The organism is Rhodocytophaga aerolata, assembly GCF_030503435.1.
Lineage (GTDB): Bacteria > Bacteroidota > Bacteroidia > Cytophagales > 172606-1 > Rhodocytophaga > Rhodocytophaga aerolata.
This window is the reverse complement of sequence record NZ_JAUKPO010000008.1, coordinates 274,928-290,232: the sequence shown is the minus strand read 5'-3', so window position 1 is coordinate 290,232 and position 15,305 is coordinate 274,928. Positions and strand designations below refer to the sequence as shown.

General features: G+C 41.5%; 18 protein-coding genes. 9 read left to right on the top strand and 9 right to left on the bottom strand.

What is annotated here, in order from left to right; translation table 11 throughout:
* Positions 1-144: 144 nt before the first annotated feature.
* The 3 genes from Q0590_RS16490 to murB form a co-directional block, all read right to left on the bottom strand.
* Positions 145-660, bottom strand: a complete 516-nt coding sequence (locus Q0590_RS16490) for a GNAT family N-acetyltransferase (protein WP_302038670.1) — start codon at positions 658-660, stop codon at positions 145-147.
* Between the two features lie 106 nt (positions 661-766).
* The gene (locus tag Q0590_RS16485; protein WP_302038669.1) at positions 767-1,768 is read right to left on the bottom strand and encodes a 3-oxoacyl-ACP synthase III family protein; all 1,002 of its coding nucleotides are present in this window, start codon (positions 1,766-1,768) and stop codon (positions 767-769) included.
* 90 nt (positions 1,769-1,858) lie between these two features.
* Entirely contained in the window at positions 1,859-2,878 is a 1,020-nt protein-coding gene (gene murB, locus Q0590_RS16480) for a UDP-N-acetylmuramate dehydrogenase (RefSeq protein WP_302038676.1), read from the bottom strand.
* A 296-nt stretch (positions 2,879-3,174) separates the two neighbouring features.
* Here murB and Q0590_RS16475 point away from each other — a divergent pair, with 296 nt between their 5' ends.
* From Q0590_RS16475 to tsf, 6 genes are all read left to right on the top strand, one after another.
* Positions 3,175-3,414, top strand: coding sequence for a hypothetical protein (locus tag Q0590_RS16475; protein ID WP_302038668.1), 240 nt, complete (start codon positions 3,175-3,177; stop codon positions 3,412-3,414).
* Between the two features lie 179 nt (positions 3,415-3,593).
* Entirely contained in the window at positions 3,594-4,529 is a 936-nt protein-coding gene (locus Q0590_RS16470) for a succinylglutamate desuccinylase/aspartoacylase family protein (RefSeq protein WP_302038667.1), read from the top strand.
* A gap of 256 nt (positions 4,530-4,785) precedes the next feature.
* Positions 4,786-5,229, top strand: a complete 444-nt coding sequence (rplM, locus tag Q0590_RS16465; protein ID WP_302038666.1) for a 50S ribosomal protein L13 — start codon at positions 4,786-4,788, stop codon at positions 5,227-5,229.
* An 85-nt stretch (positions 5,230-5,314) separates the two neighbouring features.
* Positions 5,315-5,701, top strand: a complete 387-nt coding sequence (gene rpsI, locus Q0590_RS16460; RefSeq protein ID WP_302038665.1) for a 30S ribosomal protein S9 — start codon at positions 5,315-5,317, stop codon at positions 5,699-5,701.
* Positions 5,702-5,857: 156 nt separating this feature from the next.
* Positions 5,858-6,691: a 30S ribosomal protein S2 gene (gene rpsB / locus Q0590_RS16455; protein ID WP_302038664.1), complete on the top strand. Its 834-nt coding sequence runs from the start codon at positions 5,858-5,860 to the stop codon at positions 6,689-6,691.
* Between the two features lie 135 nt (positions 6,692-6,826).
* The gene (tsf, locus tag Q0590_RS16450) at positions 6,827-7,657 is read left to right on the top strand and encodes a translation elongation factor Ts (protein ID WP_302038663.1); all 831 of its coding nucleotides are present in this window, start codon (positions 6,827-6,829) and stop codon (positions 7,655-7,657) included.
* Between the two features lie 56 nt (positions 7,658-7,713).
* Here the strand turns inward: tsf and Q0590_RS16445 are convergent, their stop codons facing one another.
* The gene (locus Q0590_RS16445; RefSeq protein WP_302038662.1) at positions 7,714-8,418 is read right to left on the bottom strand and encodes an SDR family NAD(P)-dependent oxidoreductase; all 705 of its coding nucleotides are present in this window, start codon (positions 8,416-8,418) and stop codon (positions 7,714-7,716) included.
* Positions 8,419-8,620: 202 nt separating this feature from the next.
* Complete coding sequence (gene ald / locus Q0590_RS16440; RefSeq protein WP_302038661.1) at positions 8,621-9,748, bottom strand: alanine dehydrogenase; 1,128 nt, start codon at positions 9,746-9,748, stop codon at positions 8,621-8,623.
* 243 nt (positions 9,749-9,991) lie between these two features.
* Between ald and Q0590_RS16435 the strand changes: the two genes are divergently transcribed.
* Positions 9,992-10,567, top strand: coding sequence for a PepSY-like domain-containing protein (locus Q0590_RS16435; RefSeq protein WP_302038660.1), 576 nt, complete (start codon positions 9,992-9,994; stop codon positions 10,565-10,567).
* Positions 10,568-10,605: 38 nt separating this feature from the next.
* On the opposite strand, the gene Q0590_RS16430 is transcribed toward Q0590_RS16435, so the two are convergent.
* Positions 10,606-11,244, bottom strand: a complete 639-nt coding sequence (locus tag Q0590_RS16430) for an MBL fold metallo-hydrolase (protein ID WP_302038659.1) — start codon at positions 11,242-11,244, stop codon at positions 10,606-10,608.
* A 24-nt stretch (positions 11,245-11,268) separates the two neighbouring features.
* The gene (locus Q0590_RS16425; protein ID WP_302038658.1) at positions 11,269-11,982 is read right to left on the bottom strand and encodes an SAM-dependent methyltransferase; all 714 of its coding nucleotides are present in this window, start codon (positions 11,980-11,982) and stop codon (positions 11,269-11,271) included.
* Between the two features lie 82 nt (positions 11,983-12,064).
* Between Q0590_RS16425 and Q0590_RS16420 the strand changes: the two genes are divergently transcribed.
* Together Q0590_RS16420 and Q0590_RS16415 are read left to right on the top strand one after the other, a co-directional pair.
* The gene (locus Q0590_RS16420) at positions 12,065-12,283 is read left to right on the top strand and encodes a DUF2905 domain-containing protein (RefSeq protein ID WP_366970448.1); all 219 of its coding nucleotides are present in this window, start codon (positions 12,065-12,067) and stop codon (positions 12,281-12,283) included.
* A 72-nt stretch (positions 12,284-12,355) separates the two neighbouring features.
* Positions 12,356-13,549 (top strand): glycoside hydrolase family 5 protein, encoded by a 1,194-nt coding sequence (locus tag Q0590_RS16415; protein WP_378410513.1) that lies wholly within the window; start codon positions 12,356-12,358, stop codon positions 13,547-13,549.
* Between the two features lie 37 nt (positions 13,550-13,586).
* Here Q0590_RS16415 and Q0590_RS16410 read toward each other — a convergent pair whose 3' ends face one another.
* Both Q0590_RS16410 and Q0590_RS16405 read right to left on the bottom strand, forming a co-directional pair.
* Positions 13,587-13,853, bottom strand: a complete 267-nt coding sequence (locus Q0590_RS16410; protein ID WP_302038657.1) for a hypothetical protein — start codon at positions 13,851-13,853, stop codon at positions 13,587-13,589.
* A gap of 198 nt (positions 13,854-14,051) precedes the next feature.
* Positions 14,052-15,302 (bottom strand): peroxiredoxin family protein, encoded by a 1,251-nt coding sequence (locus tag Q0590_RS16405; RefSeq protein ID WP_302038656.1) that lies wholly within the window; start codon positions 15,300-15,302, stop codon positions 14,052-14,054.
* Positions 15,303-15,305: the final 3 nt, after the last annotated feature.

Genomic DNA, 15,305 nt, shown 5'->3' with positions numbered 1-15,305 from the left:
ACTACGCTGCTTCTTTCCCCGATCTTTCGATCTTTCAAGAAAACGAGTCGCACATAGATCAACCATTCCTGTAAACTGCTCTTGTTGTGATGAAGCCCTGCGGTGAGGCAAAGCCGGCTAACGGTGAACATAGTGTTAACGGCTTTATTCTTTCTTTTTATGGATTACAAAGTAATTCATGGGCCAGTTATTATATACATCCTTCTTTTCAAAGCTTAATCCAGCTTTTTGAAGAACTCGCCTGGACGCATCATTATCCAAATTAGTCGTAGCGGTAACTTTGTCCAGATTTAAATAGTTAAAGCCATAATCGACTAATCCTTTGGCTATTTCCGTTCCATACCCCTGTTTCCAATACTGTTTTTTCAACCGATAGCCTAATTGGATTTCATTGGTATCTGCTAAAGGAGCCATACTAGCTGCGCCAATGAAAGTATTATCCCCTTTTCTCACTACTGCCCAAACTCCCAAACCTGTTCCCTTTTGATAATTGGCGAGAATACTTTTAAAACTACTTTGCTCTTCCTCTGCGGTTTTAATCTTTCCTTCACCTATCTGCCTCATTACTTCTATACTTGTATTCATCTCAAAGACTTTTAGCCAGTCTTCTTCCTGCAGTTCTCTAACCAGTAATCTTTCCGTTTCAAATATCTTTTTCATTCCTATTGCCGGTAATTAAACACAAGTGCCAGGCTTATTAGCCTTTCAGAATACGGGATGTTTTGTCAAAAAATGTATCAGATATAAAGCTAGCCGTATCTCTTTCTTACCACCGGATTAATGCCGATGCCCAGGTAAAGCCACTACCAAAAGCTGCCAGACACAGAAGATATCCGGGCTGTAATTTGCCTTCTTCCCAGGCTTCACTTAAGGCAATAGGAATGGAAGCTGCGGTAGTATTTCCGTATTTGTGAATATTGCTGTAAACTTTTTCTTCCGGTAAGCCAAGCTGCTCCCGGATATAATTAGTAATCCGGTAATTTGCCTGGTGTGGAATCAACAGATCAATATTATCTTTGGTATAGCCGTTGGCATCCAGAGCTTCTTTAATGACCTCCGGAAAGCGCACAACTGCATGTTTAAACACTGCATTGCCATTCATATAGGGATCTGTGCTGCCTTGTTCTACCATTTCCTTGGTTATCCACCGGCCTTCGCGGCTGCTGCCAGGATCTTTTACAATCAGTTCTTCGGCATACTTACCGTCAGCATGTAAATGGGTAGACAAAATCCGGTGATCTTTATCTTCGGTTGCCTGTAAAACAACTGCCCCGGCCCCGTCTCCAAAAATTACGGCCATGGTTCGCCCTTTATTGCTAATATCCATAATAGAGGATTGTATTTCAGCGCCTACCACCAGTATAGTTTTATACATGCCTGTTTTTATAAACTGATCGGCCACTGAAAGCGCATACACAAATCCAGAGCATTGATTCCGTATATCCAATGCACCAACTGAGGTAAGCTCCAGTTCCCGTTGCAGCAAAACACCGCTTCCGGGAAAATAATAATCTGGCGTAATAGTGGCAAAAACAATAAAATCTATATCGCTGGCTTGTACATTTGCCCGTTGCATGGCCATCCGGGCGGCCCGCGTACCCATGTTGGCTACTGTATCTGTACCTGGGGTAAAAAAACGCCGTTCTTTTATGCCGGTTCTTTCCTGAATCCAGGCATCACTGGTGTCCATCCGCTTTTCCAGATCTTGATTGGTAACGATGTTTTCGGGTACATAATGGCCCACACCGGTAATTCTAGAATAAAACATAGGTGATAGTATAAGATTTTTTGTATATACGGAAAAAGGCTACCGGAGAGTAGCCTTTAAAAATACATATAAATACGCTTACGCAAGTAGCTAGATAAAATTTACTTCCGGCTGTAATTGAATATCAAACTTAGCCAGAACCGATTTCTGTACTTCTTCAGCTAAGGCTTTTATCTCATTTCCTTTGGCGTTTCCATAATTTACCAGCACAAGTGCCTGGTTTTTATGTACGCCTGTATCGCCCAGGCGTTTGCCTTTCCAGCCACTTTGTTCAATTAGCCATCCCGCAGGTACTTTCACCGTTTTATCCGAGGTAACATAGCCGGGCATTTGTGGATAGTGGATTTTTAAGTTTTCGTATTGTTTGGTTGGAATCTCCGGATTTTTGAAAAAGCTTCCGGCATTTCCTATTTCCGCTGGATCTGGCAGTTTGCTTCGACGGATATAAATGACTGCATCACTGACAGACCGCAATGTTAAGTTCTCTACATTCATTTGTTTCAACGTGTCCTGAATAGCTCCATAGGAAGTATTAAAAGCAGGTACTTTACCTAGCCTGAATGTAACCCGTGTGATCACATATTGGCCTTTCAATTCTTTTTTGAATATACTTTCGCGGTAGCCAAACTGGCATTCTTCATTGGTAAATACACGGATATTACCTGTATCTATATGTACAGCTTCCAGCCTGTCGAAAATCTCTTTAATTTCTACCCCATAGGCCCCAATGTTCTGCATAGGCGCAGCACCCACCGTACCCGGAATTAGCGAAAGGTTTTCAATACCTGCATACGCATGTTCTATGCAATACAATACCAGTTGATGCCATACTACGCCTGCCCCTGCCTGCACATATACATGCTGGGCATCTTCATTAATCTTTTCTATTCCCTCAATTGCTATTTTAATTACCAATCCATCAAAATCTTGTGTAAACAGCAAATTGCTACCCCCACCCAGAATCAGTTTGGGCATTGCTTTATATATAGAATGCGTAAGTAGTTCTTGCAGTTCGGCTACTGTACGGATCTCTATGAAATAAGCTGCCGTAGCATCAATGCCAAAGGTATTATAGGACTTTAGCGAAATATTTTTCTGGATATGCATAATAGTAGTAACAGTGGGAAAGTAAATGCTATTGTTGATGGTAGTGCAATTTATGGCCTTTTTCTATTTCATCAGCATACAGAGTATTTAACAGATGTAAGATATGGTTTTGTTCTTAAACCAACAGAAACCATATCTTAAGCTATGATTCCCTGCATCCTGCATACATAGGGAAGTAACCTATTTTCAATAGATTCAGCTGGCATACCAATAAATTCCTAGACTAAATGTAGTCACTTATGCGGGGAATACGTACACTGGTTGGTTGCAGAACAACTGCTTCATAAACCCTTTATGTCATGAAGATATTCCGATTTAATACAAACATTGAAAATACCGAAAACCTCCAGGAATTAAGCAAAGTCTTTAACAGAGACCGCCGGATAATTTCGTTTAAAGTTGCTACACAAGAGCCATTACACGTAATGGAGGTAAGCTGTAATGAAGATATTTCCGAACAGGAAGTAAGAGATTTAGTAACGGAAGCTGGCTTTCAAAGCTCTGATGTTCATGCAAGCGTGGCTGGTAATGCTCAGTAGCCTGGGTTCACAATTGGTAATGTAGGTAAGCAGGCTGCGAAGAACGTAGTGAGCTAATTGCTTTGATTGTAGTAAGCCTGCAACATAAAAAAGTGTAATATTTATATAGTTTCTGTGGAAATAATATTAAAATAAAGTATCATCTTTCCAAGATCAAATGAATAGCTACCCACTTTTGAATGGCAGAAGTTGACATTAACGGCATAAAATTAGCCAGAGGAAAAGTTACTGAAGTTAATATTGTAATTTCCCAGCTTCCTTCTCATACCATTATAGACTTGCCGGTATATGCTTTCAGAGGCAAAGAAGATGGCCCTGTGTTATTACTCACCGCCGGCCTGCATGGCGACGAAATTAATGGCATAGAAGTAATACGCCGCTTAATTGTTGAAGATGCCCTCATGCCAGATAAAGGGATGGTTATTGCCATTCCATTAGTAAATGTGTATGGCTTTATATACAACTCACGTAATTTACCCGATGGCAAAGACTTAAACCGTTCTTTTCCAGGCTCTGCAAATGGGTCTTTAGCTAACCGCTTAGCCTATATTCTCATGAACGAAGTGGTGCCTCTGGTAGATTTTGGCGTAGATTTTCATACAGGCGGTTCACGTATTACCAATTATCCCCAGATCCGATGTGTGCTGAGCAATGCCATGAACCGTGAGTTGGCTTCTGCATTTGGTGCGCCTTATATGGTTAACTCCAATTTAATTGATAAATCATTTCGCAAAGAAGCTTCAAAAATTGGAAAAACCATATTAGTCTACGAAGGGGGTGAATCCCTTCGCTTAGATGAATTCTCAATAAACCAGGGAAAAGCAGGTATCCGCCGGTTGATGCAATACCTGGAAATGAAAAATTACCGGGAGCGGCCTCAGGTTTCCGTGGTGCTGCAACAGACCACCTGGCTGCGGGCAAAAATATCGGGTATTTTTAATTGTTTTGTAGAATATGGGACTACTGTCCGCAAAAATCAGCCTCTGGCTAACATTACCGATCCCTACGGCAAGACTAAAATGATAATGAAAAGCCCAAACGATGGCTATGTAATTGGGCTTAACAATATGCCGGTAGTCAATGCCGGCGATGCCTTAATTCATTTGGGTTCTTAATAAGAATGAATGAGAATTGCAGATTGAATAATCATTCATCATTGGTTATCAGCCATTAATTTCCTCTGTTTCAGGAAGTACAGGGAGGGATGATTTCCAAAAATAAATCTGCGGCTCATTTGCAATTCCGCCGAAATGCTCCTACATTTGCACTCCGTTTTGTTAGATTAGATTTTTTGCGGCAAAAACAAGATTTCTAAGCCTTTAACAGAGACTAAGAATTATTATATAAACTAGATAGACAAAAAAATATCCAATGGATACTTTAAGTTACAAAACCATTTCAGCCAACAGTGCTACGGTAGAAAAAGGATGGATAGTAGTGAATGCCGAATCTGCTGTGTTAGGCCGCCTGGCTAGTGAAGTTGCCAAAATCATTAAAGGCAAAAACAAAGCAAGCTACACGCCTCACGTAGACTGTGGCGACAATGTGATCGTCATCAATGCTGACAAAATCCGCCTGACAGGTAAGAAATGGACTGATAAGGTGTATCTTTCTCATACTGGCCACCCAGGTGGGCAGCGGGCTACTACTCCCCGCCAGATCAGAGAAAAGTCAGCCAGCAAGATTGTTGAAATGGCTGTAAGAGGGATGCTTCCTAAAAACAGATTAGGCAGAAAGTTATTTCACAATTTATATGTTTACAACGGTGCTGAACATCCACATGCTGCTCAGCAACCAAAAGAAGTAAAATTGTAAACTGGCTCCGTTTTAACGAAAACAATCAAGCTTACTATAAATTTCACGCAGCTTTAAGCTAAGTGCTGAGGCTAACAACAAACATATGGAAGTTGTCAATACAATAGGTAGAAGAAAAACATCGGTTGCCAGAGTATATCTCACTCCAGGTAAGGGAGATATTACAGTTAACCACCGGAATTACAAAGAGTATTTTGCATCAGAAATTCTGCAAACGATCATTAACCAGCCGTTCAACACGGTACAGGCCTTAGGATCTTTTGATATCAATGCTAATGTAGCTGGTGGCGGTACTACCGGTCAGGCAGAAGCGTTGAGAATGGCAATTGCAAGAGCTCTCTGCGGAGTAAATGCCGAATACCGTCCTGCCTTGAAAAAAGAAGGATTCTTAACAAGAGATCCTAGAATGGTAGAACGTAAGAAATACGGCAGAAGAAAAGCCCGCAGAAGATTCCAGTTCAGCAAACGTTAACAGCAGAGTGAATGGTGCATGGAGAGTAGCGTACTTCTTGTTCATTCATCATTACTCAGTCATCATTAAAAAAGCTTTGCTTGCAGAGACCGATGCAAGGCTTACCTGCGTATGAGCAGGTTCTTTATTTTACATTAACAATTTAACAAACAAAAAATGGCTCAACTACAGTACAAGGATCTTCTGGATGCAGGTGTGCACTTTGGTCACCTTACCAGAAAGTGGGACCCACGGATCGCTCCATACATTTTCATGGAGAAGAATGGCATTCACATTATTGATTTAAATAAAACCTTATCTCTTCTCGAAGAAGCTTCTAACGCTATCAAGCAAATTGTACGCTCCGGCAGAAAAGTAATGTTTGTAGCTACCAAGAAGCAAGCACAAGAAGTAGTAGCCGATGAAGCAAAAAGGCTGAAAATGCCCTATGTAACTGAAAGATGGTTGGGTGGTATGCTGACTAACTTTGCTACGGTTCGTAAGTCTCTGAAAAAAATGTCTTCTATTGAGAAGATGATGAAAGAAGATACTTTCACCAACATGGCAAAGCGGGAGAGACTGATGGTAACCCGTGAGAAAGAAAAGTTACAAAAAATATTAGGAGGAATAGCTGATCTAACCCGTTTGCCGGCTGCTTTATTTATAATTGATGTGAAGAGAGAACACATCGCTATTGCAGAAGCTCACAAATTAGGTATACCAGTGTTTGCTATTGTAGATACAAACTCTAACCCTGAAGTAGTAGATTTCCCAATTCCGGCCAATGATGATGCATACAAGTCTATAGCTATCATTACCCAGGCTATTGGCAGAGCTATTGAAGAAGGTTTGCAGGAAAGAAAGAAAGACAAAGACGATCAGAAGCTGCAAGAGGAAGAAGAAACCAAACGTCAGGTGGATAATGCCAGCAGAAAACAAGCTCCTGCGGCCGTAGCTGCAGAAACTGACGAAACAGAAGCAGAAGCAACAGACGCTGAAGATAACGCATAATCCGGATTTACTCTGGATATTTCTATACCTGCTTTGCAGGGAACAAATTGAACATTGAGCTTAATAATTCAGTGTTCAATTTTTTTTAACCAACGATCAGATCAAACTAAATTATAAACCAAAACTTTACCGATAATGGCTATTACAGCACAAGACGTAAACAAACTAAGACAAATGACCGGCGCGGGAATGATGGATTGCAAAAAAGCATTAGCCGAAGCAAATGGTGATTTTGAAGCTGCCATCGATATTCTACGAAAAAAAGGACAAAAAGTATCTGCCGCCCGTTCTGACAGACAAACTTCTGAAGGTGCCGTATTTATAAAAGTAAACGATGCTGGCACAAAAGCTACCTTATTAGCCCTGGGTTGTGAAACTGATTTTGTTGCCAAAAACGAAGAGTTCCAAAGATTAGGAAACACTGTATTAGAGGCTGCTGTAAAAAATGATATGGACACAGCCGGCGAAGTATTGGCCCTGCATGTAGATGGCCGCCCGGTAGCCGAACACCTGACTGACCTGATTGGTAAAATTGGTGAGAAAATAGAGATTGTATCCTATGAGAAAGTAGAGGGCGAGAAAATAGTGCCTTATGTTCACTCAAATGGTAAATTAGGCGTACTGGTGGCACTAAAAAATACTGGTGGTGCTGACGTAACAGAAGCCGGTAAAGATGTAGCGATGCAAATTGCAGCTATGCGCCCGGTAGCCGTAGATAAAGATGAAGTAGATGCAGCAACCGTGCAGCGGGAAATTGAAATTGGTAAGGAGCAAGCCCGTGCAGAAGGCAAACCAGAAGCTATGCTGGAGAAAATAGCCATGGGTAAGCTAAATAAATTCTATAAAGACAGCACGCTGTTAAATCAGGAATTTGTGAAAGATAATTCGAAAACTGTAGCCCAGATGCTGGATAGCATTCACAAAGGGTTAACCGTTTCATCTTTTAAGAGAATTCAAATTGGTTAAAACAAACCACACAATAATGAAAAGCCCTCCATTGAGGGCTTTTTTTATTCCTTTATTTATGCATTTCCATAAACTTTAATAATTGGTTCCCGCAATACTTTAGCCTTTTCTGAAAGGGTAAAGTACATAATTTCTGCTACTTCTTCCGGTTTTACCCAGTCAGTAAAGTTGGCATTTGGCATGGCTGAGCGGTTTTGTGGCGTATCTAAAATGCTGGGTACGATTACTGAAGTAACTATATTTTTCTTCTTGCCTTCGGCATTCAGCATTTTAGCAAACTCAAAAATGAGTGATTTGGAGAGGGCATAGGCCATCATATCTTTACCTGCTTCCGGCATAAGCGCAGGGCGGGCTCCTACCAGGAAGATATGTCCGCCAGTTGCTTGAGTAGCCATTTGCGCAAATATTTCTCTGGCTAAATAAAAGGCAGATTCGAAATTCAGTGAGAATAGTTTTCTCAAGTGTTCTCCCCGGGTCTGCTGTAGATTACCCATTGCAAAACCACCTACCAGTAGGGCAGCCACATCAATAGTGCCGTTTTTCTGTATGACCTGGCTAACCAATTGCTTTGCCGCATCTTCATTGGTTACATCTACTTCGTACTTCTGGAAATCCGGAGTATTGTCAAAATTATTTACCCTGTCGTGTTCATGTGCTAAAACAGTACCTGCTACGGTTAATCCATGATTCAAAAAGTTCTGCACAACTGCCTGACCAAGATTGCCGGCTGCACCGGTAACAATTGCCGTTTGCTTTGCCATAATGTAATAATAAGTTTAGGTTTAGCTATTTAACACCAATATAGAAAACATTGCTTTTTCAGCTATCTCTCTGATAAAGTATTTTATTTATAGCTATAGCTTATGTATTTCTTTTAGAAGCATCTACTAGAAATGCTAGGGTATAATAAGCAAAAAGCGTAAGACTGTTGCCTTACGCTTTTGTACTAGATATTTTGAGTATTTAAACGGTAGCAGTCTGTAGAACATCCGTTACCTCTGTGTATGGCAGGTTCCAGGCTTCAGATACACCTTTGTACACAACCTCTCCTTTTACCACATTTAAGCCAAGCTGTAATTCTATGTTTTCCCGGCAAGCTTTCTGCCATCCTTTGTTAGCTAACTGAATAGCGTAGGGCAGGGTGGCATTGGTTAAAGCCAGAGTAGAGGTATACGGTACGGCACCTGGCATATTAGCCACACAGTAGTGCACCACATCATCAATAATAAACGTAGGGTTTTCGTGGGTGGTAGGTTTACAAGTTTCAATACAGCCTCCCTGGTCTACGGCTACATCAACCAACACAGTGCCGGGACGCATCATTTTCAGCATATCTCTGGTAACCAGGTGTGGAGCCTTAGCTCCAGGAATTAAAACAGCTCCAATAATTAAGTCAGAAACTTTAATACGGTCGCGAATATTATATTCATTGGACATCATGGTATCCACATTAGCAGGCATAATATCATCCAAATAGCGCAGGCGTGGCAGGCTCACATCCATAATAGTAACATGTGCCCCTAAACCGGCCGCCATCTTGGCTGCTTGTGTGCCCACAATACCGCCTCCCAAAATAAGTACGCGTGCAGGAGGTACGCCAGGTACACCGCCTAATAAAATTCCTCTTCCCTTCAGGGGTTTCTCCAAATAATGGGCTCCTTCCTGAATAGCCATCCGGCCGGCTACTTCCGACATAGGCACCAACAAAGGCAAACTTCTGTCGGCTTTTTCTACCGTTTCATAGGCCAGACATACTGCTTTTCTGGCGATCATGGCATGTGTTAGTTCTTCGGAAGAGGCAAAGTGGAAGTAGGTGAATACTAACTGATTTTCCTTTATCAGGTTGTATTCCTGGGCAATCGGTTCCTTTACCTTGATGATCATTTCTGCAATCCCGTATACTTCTTCTATGGTTGGTAGAATGGTAGCTCCTGCAGTTCTGTAATCTTCATCTGAAAAACCGCTGCCTACTCCGGCATTGGTTTGTACATACAAGGTATGTCCGTGTTTTCTTATTTCAGCTGCCCCGGCAGGTGTTAACGCTACCCGGTTTTCGTTGTTTTTTATTTCTTTTGGAACACCAATGATCATGGTTAAGATCGATTATGAGTTTGAAAATGAAGTCTGCAAATATAGGCATAAGTGGCCAGTATTCCCTATGGGGTTTGCCTTTTTGTCAGTTAACCGCACCTGGAAGACAAGCTCATATAGGATATTTTCCAGGGAAATATTACGCTCCCAGTTACCCCTGTTTTTGGGATATTTAGAGAGTGGTATTGCATTTGTATCTACCCAAATACCTATAAATAATTGCAATAAACTAAGGAGATTGACATGCGAAAAACACTAGGAATACTCTTATTTGCTACGTTTAGCTGTACCATAAGTGTGGCACAAAAATCAAATAAGCCCATACCAGAGCAGGTAGCTATGCAGTTCAGTAGCAAATTCACGCACATCCGGCAGGTGGCATGGAGCACAGCAGACAACAATACCTACGAAGGCCGGTTTCAGGATAAAGGCGTAGTTAAAAAGGTAGTATATTCAAATGCCGGCCAATGGCTGGTTATTGAAAGCCCAGCTTCTGAAAATGAGATTCCGCAGGCGGTTAGCCGTTCAGTATCCCAAAATTTTCCGGGGTATCAGGTAAGCCAGGCTACCCGGATGGAGCTATTTGGCCAGGGCATAGCCTTCCGGATCAGAGTTAGAAATGGTAATGGTTCCCTGGATGTAGAAATAGATACCCGAGGAAATGTGCGGCGGCGAGTAGAAGTATACGAAGATCACCACCATCACCACGATTGCCATCACCATCATGAGCATTGTGATCATCATAAACATAAAGACAAGCATAAACATAAGCATGGCAAAGGACATAAACACCACCATCGTGATGACGATGATGATTAATAGAATAACCTAAAAAGAGCCGTATTAAATGTCTCTTTTTAGGTTAAAAAAGGATTGTACTTTTTTTCTACACCAATCGTAGTAGGATCGCCGTGTCCCGGATAGACGGTAACATCATCACCTAATGGAAATAACTTGGTTTGGATGCTCTTGATAAGGGTATGAAAGTTTCCTCCAGGTAAATCGGTGCGGCCAATACTCCCTTGGAATAAAACATCTCCGCCGATACAAAATTTCTCTTCTGCACGATAAAAAGCAATATGCCCCGGCGCATGACCAGGTACAAACAAGACTGCTAACGAAGAGTTGCCAAATTTTACCCTGTCACCTTCTTCCAGAAAATGATCGGGCAGGGTAGGCTCGTATTGGGCAAAACCATAAGAAGAAGCATAACTTTCTACAGCCCTAAGTACTGGTTCATCTGCCTGGTGAATGTAGAGGTCAACTTTATATGTATGCTTTACAAAAGCATTGCCCAGTACATGGTCTATGTGACAATGGGTATTCAGCAGGTATTTTACGTGTAGTTGGTTGGATTGAATAAAATCTGTTAACTCCTGTTTCTCTTGTTTCTCGTAACAACCGGGGTCAATAATGACACACTCGCGGGTTTCATCAAACAGCACGTAAGTATTTTCCTGGAAAGGATTAAAAGTGAATGTCTGGATCTGAATCATAGTAAATAGTGTAATTTGGCTAGCCTACTTGTATAACAGGAAAATAGTTGGTTTTTTGTGTAAATCCGGTTTGTTTTCTTTCCATTCCTTGGCTGTCATAGTCCGGATAAACTCATCAGGTGCGGTTATGTTTGAGGCAATGCAGAGCAAGGTGCCAGGCTGACAATGGGTTAGTAAATCTTCCAGCAGCTGGTTGTTCCGGAAAGGGGTTTCCATAAAAATTTGTGTCTGGTTTTTTTGCAACGCCTCTTTTTCCATCTGCCGGACTGTTCTGGCTCTTTCTCCTTTATCAATGGGCAGGTACCCATGAAACACAAAAGATTGTCCGCTGAAACCGGAAGCCATTAATGCCAGAAGAATGGAAGAAGGACCCACTAAAGGAATAACCCGGATGCCCTGCTCATGAGCCAGTTTTACGGCAAGGGCTCCAGGGTCGGCTATTCCCGGGCATCCGGCTTCAGAAATAACGCCTACATTTTTGCCTTCCTTCAATAAACTAAAGTGTTTCCGGATGTCATTGAGTACGGTATCTTTGTTAAGCTCATAAAATTGGATATCATCAATTACCTTTCCTGTTTGCAACTCACCAATAAAACGCCTGGCTGTGCGTATATTCTCCACAAAAAAATGATCTGTTTGAGTAATCACTTCTCTGATTTGGGAGGTAAGCACCTGACCATTAGTGCCAGGGGCCAGTACTGTCGGAATTAGATAAAGTTGTCCTTTTTTTATGTTCATCTACAAATAGTTTTATGCAACAAAAGAAATAAAAACAATCTGGTTTTTGTTAGTTTAAAAACCATTCTCTCTTTACGTAATTATGCAAGGAATAGGTAAGATGCTTATTGTAGCGGGCATTGTTTTGCTCATCGCCGGATTATTTTTTGTTTTCTCTCCAAAAATCCCTTTTTTAGGTAAGCTTCCGGGAGATATTATGGTCAAGAAAGAAAATTTTACATTTTACTTTCCTTTAGCCAGTAGCATCCTATTAAGTGTGCTCATTTCTTTGATTGTATATCTCATTCGAAAGTTCAGTTAATGCCTTTATTGAGTTCAAATATAACTTTACTTATAGTTTATTGCTGTATTTGCGTAAAAACTAATATCTTCAATGCTTAACCTATACGCATTAGATATTTTCAGCATGAGTGAAGAGCAAAAAATAAACCGCAGAGATTTTGTAAAAAGTGCAAGCATAGCCAGCCTTGGGTTAGGCTTAGCAACTCCCGATTTTTTAAGGTCTATCCAGCCTAAACCTAAAAATAAATTACCTCAATGGAAGGGATTTAACCTTCTGGATTTTTTCTCACCAGACCCGGCAAAATCCCGCAAAGGCACTACCGAGGAACATCTGAAATGGATAGCTGACTGGGGTTTTAATTTTGTGCGTTTACCTATGGCCTATCCACATTATTTGAAAATAGACCATAGCAAAAATATTACGCCCGACGAAGTATATCGCATAGATGAGCAAGCCGTAGACAAAATTGATCAACTAGTGTCTACCGCACATAAGCATAACCTGCATGTAAGCCTGAACCTTCACCGCGCCCCAGGATATTGTGTGAATGCCGGATTTTATGAGCCTTATAACTTATGGACCGACCAGGCAGCGTTGGATGCATTCTGTTTTCACTGGAATATGTGGGCGAAGCGGTATAAGAATGTGTCTTCTAAAAAAATAAGTTTCGATCTGGTGAATGAGCCCAGTATGCGGGAAGATATGAACGATCAGCACTCCAAACGCAGCACAGTGCCCGGCGATGTATACCGGAAAGTAGCCAAGGCCGCATCCGAAAGTATCCGCAAAGAAAATAAAAACCACCTGGTAATTGCCGATGGGAATGACGTAGGTACCAAAGTAATTCCGGAGATTACAGACCTGAATATTGCCCAAAGCTGCCGGGGGTATCATCCGGGAATTATATCTCATTACAAAGCTCCGTGGGCTAATAAAGATCCGGAGAACTTGCCGGAGCCCAAGTGGCCAGGGCAGGTTGGAGATAAATACCTAAGCCGCCAGATGCTGGAGGAATTCTATAAGCCCTGGATTGAATTAGTGAACAAGGGAGTAGGGGTACATTGCGGCGAATGTGGCTGCTGGAACAAAACGCCACACGATGTGTTTTTAGCCTGGTTTACGGATGTACTGGATATTTTGTCGTCCAACGGAATCGGGTTTGCCTTGTGGGAATTCCAGGGAGATTTTGGTGTTCTGGATTCTGGAAGAGCAGATGTAAGCTATGAAGACTGGCATGGTCACAAACTGGACCGGAAATTATTGGAACTGCTCAGAAAGCAATAATACGATTATAACTTATTGTATAAAGCAGCCTCTTTTATTAAGGGGCTGTTTTTTTTAATTGTATATCTACAATATTGAGCATAAAGGCAATAAATACCGTAATATCTTTATTGGACGTACTCTCATCTAGTATTTTTAACTTAATGTCTACCAGTTGTTTGCGCGTCTTATGCTGAATAGCATTGGCAAAATGATTCAAAGCAGCTACTACACGTTGCTCAGCCTGAATTTTCGATTCCAGGAACAGATATTTGCCGGCAAGTACACCTGGTAACTCCTTTTCTAGTTGGGGAATATGCTTCATTAAGTTAAATTTATTATGGGTGTATCAAATTAACTACGTAGTAAATACTGAATCGTTACCCGGATAGTACTGATTTTTAGATGAATAAAATAAATTACAAGATGAAGGATAAGGAAAAATGGATGAACGGTCAAAATAAGGCAAGTTTCCTTTTACCCAATGGGTAAGTGTTTCAACGGCTTTCCCTAAAGTAGCTTGTTACATGGCTTTGCTTTCCTCCGACAGTAGTTTATCCATAAACAAATTGAATTCTTCTACAAAAGCCTCATAATAATTACCTGTTCCTGGTCCGCTAAATCCGGTATGTATCTTGCGGACTTTGCCGGTTTTATCTATAAAGATGGTAGTTGGAAAAGATATTACCTGGTTGAGCATAGGCAAAGATTTAGACGCTGATTCAGTATCGGAAGTGCCGGCAATAGCAAAGTCATAGCCGACATTCAGCCTTTGTTTCATCTGTTGTACCCGTTTTCGGGCATACTCTAACTCAGGTTTTTTTTCATACGCCAGGCCAATAATTTCTACGCCCCGGTCTTTGTTCTTCTCATACCAGGGTGCCAGAAATCTGGTTTCATCCATACAATTAGGGCACCAGGTACCGAATAGCTGTAAAATAACCACTTTACCCTGGTATTTAGCATCACTTAACCGGATAGTGTCTTCATCAGATCCCGGAAAGCTAAAATCAATAGTAGAATGGCCATCTTTTAAGAAAGTAAGACTACTAGGGTCAGGTAAGGCGGCATTTGCATCTTTCCTAGCAGACCAACTACGGCCTTTGGCTTTGCCAGACCAGAACTTTCCATTCACTAGGCTATCTCCTTGTATCGTAGCTGTAAGCACATAAGCATGTTCTCCATCAAAGGTTGATAATTTCATTTCATGGCCAGCTACTACACCATCCAGATAACGGTAATCGCCTGTGCGGGTAAGTACAGTTCCGGTGAGTTTAGCACCTTGCTGCTCAAACACGCCAATGGATATTAAAGAATCTGGCCGGTCGGCAAAACGGATAGCATATTTTCCGGTAATGTTGGCGGCAGGCTGTTTATCATTTGTTTCAAAACGGTACTCCTGGCCATGGGCTGCCCGGAAGGGGATATGGTAGTTTTGGGCATAGTTTTTTATCCAGGCACCTTGTATGGTAGTATCAGTAAACTTTCCGGCGATTTGTGCATCAAAAATATGCATGGGTATATAAATTGAATCGCCTTTGATAAGTATACTGTCTAGTTCCAGGCGTTCTCCTGCATTGATCAGATACATCCGGAAACTGCCTTCAGCCTTCTTTTCCACTTCAAAAGTAAAGGGCAACGCTTGCTCCGGTAAGGTAAGTACGCCACGCCATTGGCCTGTTGTAAGGCTAGCAGCACTCTCTGACGGCGTACAGGAAACAACCGTAATTACTAGTAAAAGCAGGAGTATTCCTTGAAATACAGTGGTCTTCACAAT

What these genes read in the sequence shown, in the direction of transcription:
- Q0590_RS16435 (WP_302038660.1), top strand. Translation starts at nt 9,992, where the DNA reads ATGCGAAAAACACTAGGAATACTCTTATTTGCTACGTTTAGCTGTACC.
- Q0590_RS16430 (WP_302038659.1), bottom strand. Translation starts at nt 11,244, where the DNA reads ATGATTCAGATCCAGACATTCACTTTTAATCCTTTCCAGGAAAATACT.
- ald (WP_302038661.1), bottom strand. Translation starts at nt 9,748, where the DNA reads ATGATCATTGGTGTTCCAAAAGAAATAAAAAACAACGAAAACCGGGTA.
- Q0590_RS16475 (WP_302038668.1), top strand. Translation starts at nt 3,175, where the DNA reads ATGAAGATATTCCGATTTAATACAAACATTGAAAATACCGAAAACCTC.
- Q0590_RS16485 (WP_302038669.1), bottom strand. Translation starts at nt 1,768, where the DNA reads ATGTTTTATTCTAGAATTACCGGTGTGGGCCATTATGTACCCGAAAAC.
- Q0590_RS16425 (WP_302038658.1), bottom strand. Translation starts at nt 11,982, where the DNA reads ATGAACATAAAAAAAGGACAACTTTATCTAATTCCGACAGTACTGGCC.
- Q0590_RS16490 (WP_302038670.1), bottom strand. Translation starts at nt 660, where the DNA reads ATGAAAAAGATATTTGAAACGGAAAGATTACTGGTTAGAGAACTGCAG.
- rplM (WP_302038666.1), top strand. Translation starts at nt 4,786, where the DNA reads ATGGATACTTTAAGTTACAAAACCATTTCAGCCAACAGTGCTACGGTA.
- rpsI (WP_302038665.1), top strand. Translation starts at nt 5,315, where the DNA reads ATGGAAGTTGTCAATACAATAGGTAGAAGAAAAACATCGGTTGCCAGA.
- Q0590_RS16410 (WP_302038657.1), bottom strand. Translation starts at nt 13,853, where the DNA reads ATGAAGCATATTCCCCAACTAGAAAAGGAGTTACCAGGTGTACTTGCC.
- Q0590_RS16445 (WP_302038662.1), bottom strand. Translation starts at nt 8,418, where the DNA reads ATGGCAAAGCAAACGGCAATTGTTACCGGTGCAGCCGGCAATCTTGGT.
- rpsB (WP_302038664.1), top strand. Translation starts at nt 5,858, where the DNA reads ATGGCTCAACTACAGTACAAGGATCTTCTGGATGCAGGTGTGCACTTT.
- Q0590_RS16415 (WP_378410513.1), top strand. Translation starts at nt 12,356, where the DNA reads ATGCTTAACCTATACGCATTAGATATTTTCAGCATGAGTGAAGAGCAA.
- Q0590_RS16420 (WP_366970448.1), top strand. Translation starts at nt 12,065, where the DNA reads ATGCAAGGAATAGGTAAGATGCTTATTGTAGCGGGCATTGTTTTGCTC.
- tsf (WP_302038663.1), top strand. Translation starts at nt 6,827, where the DNA reads ATGGCTATTACAGCACAAGACGTAAACAAACTAAGACAAATGACCGGC.
- Q0590_RS16470 (WP_302038667.1), top strand. Translation starts at nt 3,594, where the DNA reads ATGGCAGAAGTTGACATTAACGGCATAAAATTAGCCAGAGGAAAAGTT.